Here is a 12,173-nt window from a genome sequence, read left to right as displayed (position 1 = left end):
GCAAAACCCTCTAATGGACCGCGGCCGCATCGACGATGGGGGCGATCGCGGCGGCGCCCCGCGGCTCGACGGCGAAGCGGATGGCCGTGCGGTACTCGCCGTCGATGACGATGTCCGCGAAGGAGGGGATGCAGCAGATCTCGATGCCCACCGGCGAGAGGAACCCGCGGGAGATGGCCACGGCTTTCACAGCCTGGTTCACCGCACCGGCCCCCACGGCTTGAATCTCCACCGACGCCCCGTCTTTGATCATGCCGGCGATGGCGCCGGCAACGGAGGCGGGAGACGATTTGGAGGATACTTTGAGGCACCCGATGGAGGGCTTGGTTTCAGTGGTAGACACAGCTGGTCCTTGTCGTTTGTGGTGCGGTTCTTCTCTGGATGTGGTTCGTTTAGCGGGCGCCCGTGGCGCCTTCAGCCCGAATATTCTACCTGTTGCACCCGAGTGGCGCAACCGCGCGCGCTTCCTTAGAGCGTCGTGCGGATGGGAACGGTGATGCGGATGGCTTCCTGGCCCACGATGACCTCCGCCTCGCCCACCGCTTCTAGATAATACGCTTCCGCCACGGGCTCCATGAGCCGGCCGATACCGCGCTTCAGCGCATCGATGTCCTCGGGAGCCAGACGCAGGGAGCAGGCGTTCTTGGAATTTCGCCGTCGCTCGGATGGGCGATGGGTCTGCTGCGGGAACGATTCGGCGGCCAAACGCTCGGTCAAGGGGTCGAGCGCAACGATGGCCCCGTCGAGAATGCGTCGGGCCGAGCGTTCGGAGAGCGGCAGGCCCAGGGCCTCGCAGCGGTCCGCGAGATCATCGGGGCCGGCGGCCAGGGCGAGGCGCTTGACGAGGGGGATCCCCGCGCCGTCGCCCCCGAAGGCGCGCACGGCCGGGGAGAGCGAGGCGAGGCCCAGTTGGTACAGCGTCGCCGCCACCTCAACCGGGGTGCCGAGGTACACGGAAAGATCGCCGCGGTGCTCCAAGGCGAATTCCGCGGCCGTGCGCACGATGTTCTTGGGGCCGCGCATCGCCCACGAGCCGGAAGGCTCCTGCTCGAAGCGGGGAAACGTCGACTGATCCGTCTTCTCGGGGAGGCTTTCGGTGTCGGTGGCGATCGTAAGGCTCGTGCCGAGCCCCGGCTCCGATTGCAGCACCCGGGCCTCTTCGGCGTTCACGGAGATGGAGTAAAGGGCCATGCCGCGCCCGTGCATGCCCCACTTGTCCATATGCGCGCTATCGAGCTTCGAGGTGACGCGCGGTTCAAAGATGCGCTCGTGCTGGGCGGCGGGAATGCCCTGGCCGTCGTCGAGGACGGTGAGCAGGCGCGCGTTGCCGGTCTTCTGGGTGGCGAGGAAGATGCGGCTGGCGCCGGCGTCGCGGGCGTTGCGCAGAAGCTCGATGACCACGTCCTCGCTCGAGCGGATGTCCTGGGCGGCCTGGCGCCGTTCGGCCTCGGAGGACCGGAGACGGACGAAGCCGTCTCCGAGGTCGTCCTCGACCCGGAGACGGCTCTCGCCGCACACATCGTCTATGAAATCGCTGAGGGTATCGCCTTCCATGGCCTACTTGGCGTAGTCGACCGCACGGCTCTCGCGGATGACGACGACTTTCACCTGGCCCGGATACTGCATCTCGTTCTCGATCTGCTGGGCGATGTCGTGGGCCAAAACGACGGATTCGGCCTCGTCCACCACTTCCGGCTCTACCATGACGCGAACCTCGCGGCCTGCCTGGATGGCGTAGGTGCGCTCGACGCCCTTGTGGGAGTTCGCGATCTCCTCCAGCTTCTCGAGGCGCTTCACGTAGGCGTCCAGCGTCTCCTTGCGGGCACCGGGACGGGCGGCGGAGACGGCGTCGGCGGCCTGAATGAGCACATCGACGACGGAGTTGGCCTCCACATCGTTGTGATGGGCCTCGATGGCGTGGACGATCTCGGGGCGCTCGCCGAAGCGACGGGCCAGATCGGCGCCGATGACGGCGTGGCTGCCCTCGACCTCGTGGTCGACGGCCTTGCCGAGGTCGTGCAAAAGGCCGGCTCGCTTGACGGGGATGGGGTCGAGCCCGAGCTCGGAGGCCATGACCGAGGCCAGATAGGCCACTTCGAGCGAATGGTTCAGCACGTTCTGGCCGAACGAGGTGCGATAGCGCAAACGTCCCAGGGTGTTGACGAGCTCCGGGTGGAGATCGTGGATGCCCGCATCGAACGTGGCCTGCTCGCCGGCCTCGTGCACCCGCTGGTTCACCAGCTTGACGGCCTTATCGTACATCTCCTCGATGCGCGCGGGGTGGATGCGCCCGTCGGCGATGAGGTTCTCCATGGTGACGCGGCCGATCTCGCGGCGCACCGGGTCGAAGCAGGAGATGGTGACGCACTCCGGCGTATCGTCGATGATGAGGTTCGTGCCGGTCAGCTGCTCGAAAGAGCGGATGTTGCGGCCCTCGCGGCCGATGATGCGGCCCTTCAGATCGTCGGAGGGGATATGGATGGTGGACACCGTGCTCTCGGCGGAGTGGTCGGCGGCCACGCGCTGGATGGCGAGGCTCAAGATCTCGCGGGCCTTCTTGTCCGCCTCGGCCTTGGTGCGCGTCTCGGCATCGCGGATGATGACGGCCGATTCGCGGGTGACCTCGTCGTGGATGGTCTCCAGCAGTTCCTCTTTGGCCTCCTGGGGGCTCATGCCCGCAGCGCGCTCGAGGGCCTGGTTGATCTCGATCTGGGCCTCCTCGCGATGACGCTCGATGGCGTTCTCGGCCTCTTCGACATCGCGCTCGCGTCGCTCGACTTGTCCCTGCAAAGACGAGAGTTGGTGCTCGCGGGCATCCAGGGACTCGACGCGGCGATCGAGGGATTCCTCGCGCTGGGCGATGCGGTTCTCGGCGGAGCGCACCTCGCGCATGCGCTCCTTGTTCTCCTTCTCCATTTCCTGCTTGTAGCGAAGGGCCTCGTCCTTGGCTTCCACGGCGGCTTCACGTCGGAGCGTCTCGGCTTGCTTCTTGGCATCCTCGACCAGGCTTGCGGCCTCGCGGGCAGCGTTCTTGGATGAGGAGCTGGCAATGAGTCGGTTGACGATGAAACCGAGGACCAGGCCGATGACGATAGCGACGATCAAAAGCACGATCGTGATGGGATCCATGGCTGTTTCCTCCTTTCATCTGGGCTTTCATACCCATTTCATGTCATAAAAAATGCCCGTGGCCGGGCATGAGCATAACTGCGCGAAGATACGAGGAATATGAAATTCTCTATCTTGAATGCCCGGGAGGGCACGTATGCTCTAAAGCCACGGCTCACAGTATAGCGTAAGGCCGCGGCTTTAGACAGACTCTCGTGGGTTTGTGTCACGAATGGCCCATCGAACCGCACATCAGGCTGCGTTCCCGCTCCTCGAACCACGTGCGAGAGGCGGTAGCGGCGACGTCGGCGGAAAATCCTTGGGATACGAGGCGGCGGAAGGCGGCCTCCCGGGCGCGCTTGGCTTTAGGCGGGCGACGCCGCAGGGCGGCCAGGGCGCGGCCCACTTCGAAGTCCCTCCCCTTCCGCTCATGCTCGACCCAGGAATCGAGGGTGGCTGGATCGATGCCGAGCTCCTCGATCTCCCGTTCGGCATCGCGAAGCCCCCGGCCGGCCGCAAGCTTCATGCGGACGAGGGCGTCGGCGTAGCGTCGATCGTCCACCGCCCGTACGCGCACGGCGCGCTGAAGGGCCTCCTCCACCACTGCCGCAGGAAAGTCGTCCTTCAGCAGGCGCTCGCGCAGGTAGGCCGTGGAGCGCTCGCGAACCGCGGCCCATCGGAGGATCTTCTGGAACGCGTCTCGGGCCGTCTTTCCCTCCTCGTTGCTCAGAGCGCTCTTCTGCTCTTCCCCGCGAGAGGAACGTCCGAGGTTCTGCGCGCAAGACGCCCCTGTATCCCTGCCGCAGACGGCGTCGTCCTCGGCAGGGCACGGCCAAGCGGCGATTTGCGCGCACGGTTCCTCTGAGGGAGGGGCGGCTTCCAGGGCGGCGATATCCGCCCTGAGCGCTGCGAGTATGTCGGCCTTGGACGCCACAATGCGTTACTTCTTCTTGCCGCTCTTGGGCGCCGGCGTGAACGATTCGTTTTCGGCCGGACGCTCGATGACGGGGATCTCGTAGGCCTCGCGGACCTTGTTCTCGAGTTCCTCACGCAGATCGGGGTTCTCCTTGAGCGTCTGCTTGGCCGCCTCGCGGCCCTGGCCCAGGCGCTCCTCGCCGTAGGTGTACCAGGCGCCGGACTTCTTGGCCACGCCGCATTCCACGGCCATATCGACGATGCAGCCTTCCCGAGAGATGCCCTCGCCGTACATGAGATCGAACTCCGCTTGGCGGAAAGGAGGAGCCACCTTGTTCTTGACCACCTTCGCCCTCACGCGATTGCCGACCACATCGCCGTTCTGCTTGATAGAGTCGATGCGGCGAATGTCGATGCGAACCGAGGAGAAAAACTTCAGGGCGCGTCCGCCGGTGGTCGTCTCCGGGTTGCCGAACATGACGCCGATCTTCTCGCGCAGCTGGTTGATGAAGATGCAGGTGGTGTTCGATTTCGACAGCGACCCGGCCAGCTTGCGCAGGGCCTGGGACATGAGCCGAGCCTGAAGGCCCACGGTGGTATCCCCCATCTCGCCCTCGATTTCGGCACGGGGAACGAGCGCCGCCACAGAGTCGACGATGACGCAGTCGATAGCGCCCGAGCGCACGAGCATATCGCAGATTTCCAGCGCCTGCTCGCCGGTGTCGGGCTGGGAGATGAGCACCTCGTCGATATCGACCCCGATGCGCGCGGCGTAAACGGGATCGAGGGCGTGCTCGGCATCGATGAAGGCAACGATACCGCCCAGCGCCTGAGCCTCCGCGAGAATCTGCAAGGCGAGCGTTGTCTTGCCGCTTGACTCGGGACCGTAGATTTCGATGATGCGGCCGCGGGGCACGCCTCCGATGCCGAGCGCGGCATCGAGCGGCAGGGCGCCCGTGGGGATGACCCCGATGTTGAGATCGGCGCCTCCCTCGCCGAGGGTCATGATAGAGCCCTTGCCGAACTTGGACTCGATTTGATCAGTGGTGAGTTTGAGCATCTTTTCTTTATCTTCGTTCATGACCTCTCCTTGTCTTGGCCAGGCGAACAAATGGCCTGTTTTCATCATTATACGAACAAACGTATGCACGTCAAGAGGTGATTCTCAAAAACCAGTTTCCTCTGTGCGCGAAAACAGCATAACGGTACGCGACCGCAGCAATGACGCGGGAATGTCTCATTTGAGTCCTCGCGCCGACCGTACCGCTGTCGCACTCTCGTCGCAGAGTGCCCGTGCGCCCTCGCCAAAACCGCGGCGCTGTCAGAAGCTCGCGAGCGCCTCTTCCATCGTGCGCAGGGCGATCAGCACCGTTTGCAGGCGCACGGCCTCGCGGCCGCCTTCGAAATGATGGCATGCCGCATGGGTCTTTTTGGCGGTGGCGCAGCCGATCCACACCGTGCCCACCGGCTTGCCGGGCTCGGCGCCCGTCGGTCCGGCGATGCCCGTGACCGCCACCGAGACATCGCTGCCCAGCTCGCGCAGGGCGCCACGGGCCATCTGCAGGGCCACCAGCTCGTCGACGGCCCCCTGTCGCGCGAGCACGTCCTCGGAAACGCCGAGTACCTCGGCCTTCACCTCGTTCACGTAGCTCACAATGCCGCCGCGCACCGAGGCAGAGGACCCGGGCACGGAAGTGAGCATGGCCGCGACGAGGCCGCCGGTGAGGCTCTCGGCCGTGGCCACCGTGGCCCCTGCGGCCGTCGCCTTCTCGACGACGATGCGCGCCTGCTCGTCGATGGCCTTCTGCAGCGCCGCGATCTCGGTGGGTGCCGCAGAAGGGGCGGCCGCCTTTGCGGTTTTGGCCCCCGCGCTCCCCTTCAACAGATGACGCGCCTTTACGAGATAGTCGAGCATGGACATGACCGTCAGGACGAGCGCGATGACCATGACGGTCCAGGACAGCACGAACATGGGGTTGGTGAAGGCGCCGGCCGCCGTGGTGAACGTGAGCGAGTCCTTGAGAAGGAACAGCACGATGGCGATGATCTGGAACACCGTCTTGGCCTTGCCGTACCAGCTGGCGGCGATGACCGTGCCCTTGCTGGCCGCCACCATGCGGATGCCCGAGACGATGAACTCGCGGGCAAGGATGATGAGCACGGGCCAGCCGGGCAGCACGGCCAGCTCCACCAGGGCGATGAGCGCCGCCGTGACGAGGATCTTATCGGCCAGGGGATCCATGAACTTCCCGAAGTCGGTCACTTCCCCGCGGCTGCGGGCGAGATATCCGTCGATCCAATCGGTGCAGGAGATGAGGATGAAGATACCGGCGGCGATGACGCACTTCGCCTCCATGGTGATGCCCGGCAGGCCCACCCATTCGGGCCAGGGGCTCAGGATCGCCAGCACGAAGACCGGCACCAGGCAGATGCGGATGAGCGTGACGATGTTCGCCGGCGTCCAGAGCTTGTCCGGAGCCGTGGGCTGGATGGTGGTCATGGCCTACTCGCCTTCCATTTCGTAAAGCAGGGTATCCGCGATGGTGCAGGAAACGAACGAGCCGATCTCGCCGCGGGACACGTAGGTGACGCCGTCCACCTCGGGCGCCTGGCATTGGGCGCGACCGAAGCGCTGGCCGTCCTCCTCGGTTCCCTCGACGAGCACGATCGCCCCCTTCCCGATGCGCTCGGCGATGCGGGGCCCGCAGGCGGCATCGGCGGCGTCGCGCAGCACCTGGGCCCGCTCGGCCTTCTCGTCCTCGTCGATCTGGTTCGGCAGGTCGAAGGCGGCGGTGCCCTCCTCGCGGGAGTAGGGGAAGACGCCGACGTAATGGAACAGCCCCTCGGAGACGAAATTGAGGAGCTCCTCGAACTGCTCGTCAGTCTCGCCGGGAAATCCCGCGATGAGCGTTGTGCGCAAGGTGATGTCGGGCACCGCGGCCTCGATGCGCTCGATGAGGGCGCGAAACGCCGCGGCATCCCCTCGGCGGTTCATGGCGCGGAGGATCGGCTCGCTCACGTGCTGCAGGGGAATGTCCAGATAAGAGCAAACGTTCTCGCGGGCCGCCATAACGGAGAGCAGCTCGTCGGTTGCGCCCTCGGGCTGCAGGTACATGACGCGGAACCACATGTCGGGATGCGCCTCGGCCAGCGTGTCGACGAGCCATGCGAGGTCGCGGCCGTCGGGAAGGTCGGCGCCCCAGCGTCCGGTGTCCTGGGCGATGAGCACGATCTCCCGGGCGCCGGAGGCGATCTCGCGCTCGACGTCCTCGGCGATCTGCTCGTAGGGGAAGCTGTGGTAGCGCCCGCGAATGGAGGGGATGGTGCAGTAGGAGCAGAAGCGGTCGCAGCCGTCGGATATCTTCACGTAGGCGAACGTCCGGCCCTCCCCTTCCGCGGGCTCGCCCCCGACGGCCGCCACGGGCAGGGAGATCCCCAGAGCGCGCGCCACCACTTCCGCGATATCGTCCTCGCGACTGCAGGGCACAAAGGCCGACGCCTCCGTCAGCTCCGCGGCCAGGTCGTCCCCGTAGCGGGCCGGCATGCAGCCGGCGACGATGAGGGCGGCTGAGCCCTCATCCACTTTGGGCAGGGAGGCGGCCTCGAAGATGGCATCGATGCTCTCCTCGGTGGCCGCCTGGATGAACGAGCAGGTATTCACGATGATGGCGTCGGCGCTGGACGCCTCTTCGGTCACGGAGAAGCCGGCTTCGCGCAAGCGCCGCGCCATGGCGGCCGAGTCCACCTCGTTCTTCGCGCACCCCATCGTGATGAGGCAGACGGAGGGCACCGCGCTGTCGCGCGTCGTATCGATCACGTCTGAAGTCCTAGCGATAGTTGACGTACTGCAGCGGCTGCCCGTAGTCCTGGCCGCGCAAGAAGGCGATGACCTCCTGCAACGTGTCGCGGGAGGGAGAGCTCACGCGCAGCTTGTCGCCCTCGATGGTCACCTTGCACTTGAGCTTCTGGGCCTTGATGTCCTTGTTGATCTTGCCCGCGGTCTCCTTGTCGATGCCGTTGACCACCGTGGCGCACCGGCGCACCCCGCCGCCGGAGGAAGGCGTGGAATCCCCCCACTTCACGGCGGTAAGATCGATGCCGCGCTTGATGAGCTTGCTGCCGATGACGTCAATGACCTGGGAGGCCACGAACTCGGCCGGCGCGGTCACCGTCAGGGTGCCGGCGCTTTTGTCCAGGGAGATCTCGGCGCCCGAATCCTTCAGATCGTAGCGCTGGGAAAGCTCTTTCTTGGCTTGCTGGAAGGCGTTGTCCACCTCCTGCATATCCACCGTGGAGACGATGTCGAAGCTGGATTCTTTAGCCATGGGTTGATTGCCTTTCTCGATGGGCCCGCTAGGCCGCGCTGTCGGAGGAGTCCTCACCGGAGTCGGACGAGTCGCCATTTCCGGAGGTGTCGGAGGAACGGTCGCTTGTGCTGGAGTCGTCGCTCGAGGAATCCGAGCTGGAGGAGGAGCCGGAATCCGAGTCGCCGGAGCTATCCGAGGAGGCGCCGGCCACGCCGTTGGCGCGCTTCCAATCGTTGAGCACGTCCTCGAAGTTGACGGTGTAGGTGTAGACGCCGCGGCCGTTCTGATCCTCGGCCTTCACCTCCTCGCCGTCGAGGGTGAGCTTGACGGCGGCGATGTCCTCGTCATCGCCGGAAAGCACGAACTTCAGCGTCCCGGTCACATCGAAATCGGCCGTCTTGGGCCCGGTGACATCGCCCGCCTCCACGGTCTTGCCGTCCTGGACGACCTCGATGTAGACGCTTGAGCCCTCGGGCACGTTGTAGCTGAACTTGGCGCTCGTCGGCGCCACGGGCTGCTGGGTGGGCGCCGTTGCGTCGCCCGCGCCCTCGTTTGCGGCACCGGTATCGGTGCCGGCGGGGTTCTGCATGCCGGAGATGGGCACCGTGGGCACATCGCTCTCCGGCGCCGCACGGTTTCCGAAGGCCAGGACGATCACGAGGACGAGCAGGCCCACGATGATGGCGCCCACGATGACGAGCGGCAAATACGAGCCGATGTTCGCCGCGATGCCCGGGGCCTGGCGCCCTTGGACGAGGTTGGTGTACTGGGGCTGCGGAGCCGCCCTGCCCGGGCGGGCCGAGGAACCGCCCAAGCCGGAACGGCCAGAGCGCGGGGAGCCCGCGTAATCGTCTCGGTAGGAGCCCCGAGAGGATCCCCGGTCGCGGCTGGAGGGCAGCGCGACCGTGCGTCCGGTATCGCGGGGGCGCTCGCGACGGTTGCTCGCCGGACGGCGGCCCGTCTCGAACTGGTAGACCTCTTCCCGGTAGGCGCGGGTGACCTCCGTGGGGTTCAGCCCCACCAGGCGCGCGTAGGCGCCCACCATGTTCGACGTGTAGCCGCGCGGGGGCATGCGGGCGAAATCGCCCTCCTCAATGGCGCGCAGGATATCCGGGCGGATGCGCAGCTTGCGGGCGGCCGTGGACAAATCGAGTCCTTTGCGCTCGCGGGCATGGGCAAGCGCCTCGCCGAATGATGTCTGTCTCGCCACGATGGTCTCCTCTGTGTTTTCCGTTGGCCGTTGCGGTGCGGTTCCGTTCCGGCCTATTCGTCAGCGGCCTCGAAGGCCTTCAGTGTTTCCAGTTCCATTTGGTCGACGAGCACCTCGCGCGGGCGGCTTCCGTTGGCCGGGCCCACGATGCCCTTTTCTTCCAACTGATCCATTATACGTCCAGCTCGCGCGTATCCGACCTTCAAGCGACGCTGAAGGTTGCTCGTGGAGCCCAAATCGCTTGAAACCACCACATCGGCGGCCTCCCACAGAAGCGGATCGTCGGCCTCGGAGCCCCCCTCCCCCGAAGGCGAGGAGTCGCCCAAGGTCACGACGTTGGTCTTCAGGATCTCGGAGTGGTACTCCGGCTCGCCCTGACTCTTCAGGTGCGCCACCACGGCGGCGATCTCGTCGTCGGGGATATAGGGGCCCTGGATGCGGATGGGCTTGGGGTACTCCGGCTTGGCCAAGAGCATGTCCCCCATGCCGATGAGGTTCTCGGCGCCCGTGGAGTCGAGGATGACGCGGGAGTCGATGCCCGAGGCCACGGTAAGCCCGATGCGGCAGGTGATGTTCGCCTTGATGAGGCCCGTGACTACGTTGGTGGAGGGGCGCTGGGTGGCGATGATGAGGTGGATGCCGGCGGCGCGGGCGAGCTGGGCGATGCGGCTGATGGAGAACTCGACCTCCTTGCCCACGTTCATCATGAGGTCGGCCAGCTCGTCGATGACGATGACGATGTAGGGAATGGGCTCGCCGTAGGGGTTCTCCGGCGGCTCCTCCCCCCTCTTCTCCGCGGCCTCGTCGGCGGCCTGGGCCGCCCGGGCCTTCTCGTTGAAGGTGATGATGTTGCGCACGCCGCACTTCGAGAACATCTTCAGGCGCCGCTCCATCTCGGCCACGGCCCAGGAAAGGGCGCTGGAGGCCTCGCGGCACTCGGTGACCACGGGGACGTACAAGTGTGGGATGCCCTCGTAGGGGGCGAACTCCACGCGCTTGGGGTCCACCATGATGAAGCGCACCTCGGCCGGGGTCGCGCGCATGAGGATGGACATGATCATGGAGTTCACCTCCACCGACTTGCCCGAGCCGGTGGTGCCGGCGATGAGCACGTGGGGCATCTTTGCCAGGTCGTGGACGATGGCGTGGCCCTCCACGTCCTCGCCGATGGCCACCTGCAAAGGCCCGGGGCCCGCAGCGGCGAGCACGTCGGGGAGATACACCATCTGGCGGTTGCGGTTGGGCACCTCGATGCCGACGTAGTTGGTGCCGGGGATGGGGGCGAAGATGCGCACGCCAGGAGCGGCGAGCGCCAGCGCGATGTCATCGGTGAGGTTGGTGACCTTGCTCACGCGCACGCCGGAGGGCAGGTCCACCTTGAACAGCGTCACCGTTGGGCCCTCCACCCAGCCGACCACGCTCGCCATGACGCCGAAGTCCTCCAGGGTCCCCTGCAGCTCGGCGGCTACGTCCCGCAGCTCCTCCTCGGTAGAGCCGCGGCGGGCGCCGCCGGTGGCGAGGAGAGTCATGGGAGGCAGCTGGAAGCCGTCCTTGGAGATCGGTTGGGCGGGCGCCTCCTTCTTTTTCTTGGGGGCCGTCTTCTTGCTCACGGGCTTCGTCTTCGCGGCCTCGCGCTCGGCGACCTCGGCCTCCTGCCGGCGCCGCCCGAGCTTGCGGGTCATGGGAGCGGCTGGCTCCACGGCGGAGATGTCCTCCACCTCGGCCACCTCGCGCGGATCAGGGGCTTGGATGGGCACGAGGCCGTCCGTCTTCTGGGCGCCCAGCTGCCGCGTGACGGCCGCATCGGACACGGTGTCGGCTGCAGCCCCGCGGGAGCGCCGGCGCGATTGCTCGCCCAAGGAGATGCGGGCCGTGGGCGCCCCATGGGCTGCCGGGGGCAGATCGGCAGACTCGGCCATGGTCGTCAGCGGCGGCTTGCCCCTTCCCCGCCTCATAGATCCGAGGGCATCGGGAATGAGGGAGGCGGCACTATCGCCGTCCAAGTCGTAGCGGGCGCGCACCTTCTCCAGAAACGCGGAGATGGAGAATCCGATGACGATGACGCCGACGATGGCCACCCCGATGAGCAGGATGGCGGAGATGGCCGGGCCGAAGAGCGTGAGTCCCACCCAGGCGAGCGCCGCCCCCACATAGCCGCCGTGGGTCACGAGCGCGATGCGGTCGAACAGGGCGGCAGGCCCTGTGCCGGTCGTCGGCGTGAACAGGGCGATGATACCGAGCAGCGCCACGAGGATGAGCGAGAGGCCCAGCGTGACGCGCAGCGACATGCGCTCCGACTGCATGCGGTACAAAACGGCGCCGCCGATGGCGACGAGGAAGAAGGGCATGATGTAGCAGCCCACGCCGAAGACGACGTGGAGCGACTCCGAAAGGAAGTCGGTTACGATGGCTCCGGCCGGAGCCGCGGCCGCGATGAACAGCACGATGCCCAAAATGATGAAGCCGACGCCCACGATGTCGCGGCGCGTGCGGTCGTCCAAGATGCGGGGCTCGACCTCCACGGCGCGGCTGCGGGCCGCGGCGGATTTGCGTGTGCCGCTTTTCGACAGGTTCCCCGAGGCCTTCTGGGCGCTCGCCTTCTCTTTGTTGGTGCTCGTATTGCGCGCCACGGT

The 12,173-nt window shown here is 66.2% G+C and carries 10 protein-coding genes; all 10 read right to left on the bottom strand.

The features are described 5' to 3' along the window. Positions 1–10 precede the first annotated feature (10 nt). The gene (locus NE591_RS02935) at positions 11–316 is read right to left on the bottom strand and encodes a stage V sporulation protein S (RefSeq protein ID WP_173400369.1); all 306 of its coding nucleotides are present in this window, start codon (positions 314–316) and stop codon (positions 11–13) included. A 152-nt stretch (positions 317–468) separates the two neighbouring features. Then, entirely contained in the window at positions 469–1,554 is a 1,086-nt protein-coding gene (locus NE591_RS02930; RefSeq protein ID WP_256156306.1) for an ATP-binding protein, read from the bottom strand. Between the two features lie 3 nt (positions 1,555–1,557). Beyond that, positions 1,558–3,129 carry a ribonuclease Y gene (gene rny / locus NE591_RS02925; RefSeq protein WP_114539060.1) on the bottom strand — a complete coding sequence of 524 codons (1,572 nt, stop codon included), beginning with the start codon at positions 3,127–3,129 and terminating at the stop codon, positions 1,558–1,560. 205 nt (positions 3,130–3,334) lie between these two features. Next, on the bottom strand, positions 3,335–4,042 hold the full coding sequence (locus NE591_RS16195; protein WP_256156305.1) for a RecX family transcriptional regulator: 708 nt from the start codon (positions 4,040–4,042) through the stop codon (positions 3,335–3,337). Positions 4,043–4,048: 6 nt separating this feature from the next. Then, on the bottom strand, positions 4,049–5,104 hold the full coding sequence (gene recA / locus NE591_RS02915; RefSeq protein ID WP_022739919.1) for a recombinase RecA: 1,056 nt from the start codon (positions 5,102–5,104) through the stop codon (positions 4,049–4,051). Between the two features lie 240 nt (positions 5,105–5,344). Continuing rightward, a complete protein-coding gene (gene pgsA, locus NE591_RS02910) occupies positions 5,345–6,523 on the bottom strand; it encodes a CDP-diacylglycerol--glycerol-3-phosphate 3-phosphatidyltransferase (protein WP_256156304.1) in 1,179 nt (392 codons plus the stop codon). A gap of 3 nt (positions 6,524–6,526) precedes the next feature. After that, entirely contained in the window at positions 6,527–7,837 is a 1,311-nt protein-coding gene (gene rimO / locus NE591_RS02905) for a 30S ribosomal protein S12 methylthiotransferase RimO (protein ID WP_371130564.1), read from the bottom strand. Positions 7,838–7,850: 13 nt separating this feature from the next. Continuing rightward, positions 7,851–8,348: a YajQ family cyclic di-GMP-binding protein gene (locus tag NE591_RS02900; RefSeq protein WP_022739922.1), complete on the bottom strand. Its 498-nt coding sequence runs from the start codon at positions 8,346–8,348 to the stop codon at positions 7,851–7,853. A 28-nt stretch (positions 8,349–8,376) separates the two neighbouring features. Next, positions 8,377–9,540 carry a helix-turn-helix transcriptional regulator gene (locus NE591_RS02895; protein ID WP_256156302.1) on the bottom strand — a complete coding sequence of 388 codons (1,164 nt, stop codon included), beginning with the start codon at positions 9,538–9,540 and terminating at the stop codon, positions 8,377–8,379. 53 nt (positions 9,541–9,593) lie between these two features. After that, positions 9,594–12,170 carry a DNA translocase FtsK gene (locus NE591_RS02890; protein ID WP_256156301.1) on the bottom strand — a complete coding sequence of 859 codons (2,577 nt, stop codon included), beginning with the start codon at positions 12,168–12,170 and terminating at the stop codon, positions 9,594–9,596. Positions 12,171–12,173: the final 3 nt, after the last annotated feature.

The sequence above is a fragment of the Adlercreutzia sp. DFI.6.23 genome (genome assembly GCF_024462535.1).
GTDB lineage: Bacteria > Actinomycetota > Coriobacteriia > Coriobacteriales > Eggerthellaceae > Adlercreutzia > Adlercreutzia rubneri.
Note: the sequence above shows the minus strand (reverse complement) of the source record. Positions and strands in the feature narration are given on the sequence as shown.

Excerpts from the sequence above, each read along its gene's own strand:
- NE591_RS02930 (WP_256156306.1), bottom strand. The coding sequence starts at position 1,554 with ATGGAAGGCGATACCCTCAGCGATTTCATAGACGATGTGTGCGGCGAG.
- rny (WP_114539060.1), bottom strand. The coding sequence starts at position 3,129 with ATGGATCCCATCACGATCGTGCTTTTGATCGTCGCTATCGTCATCGGC.
- recA (WP_022739919.1), bottom strand. The coding sequence starts at position 5,104 with ATGAACGAAGATAAAGAAAAGATGCTCAAACTCACCACTGATCAAATC.
- pgsA (WP_256156304.1), bottom strand. The coding sequence starts at position 6,523 with ATGACCACCATCCAGCCCACGGCTCCGGACAAGCTCTGGACGCCGGCG.
- NE591_RS02900 (WP_022739922.1), bottom strand. The coding sequence starts at position 8,348 with ATGGCTAAAGAATCCAGCTTCGACATCGTCTCCACGGTGGATATGCAG.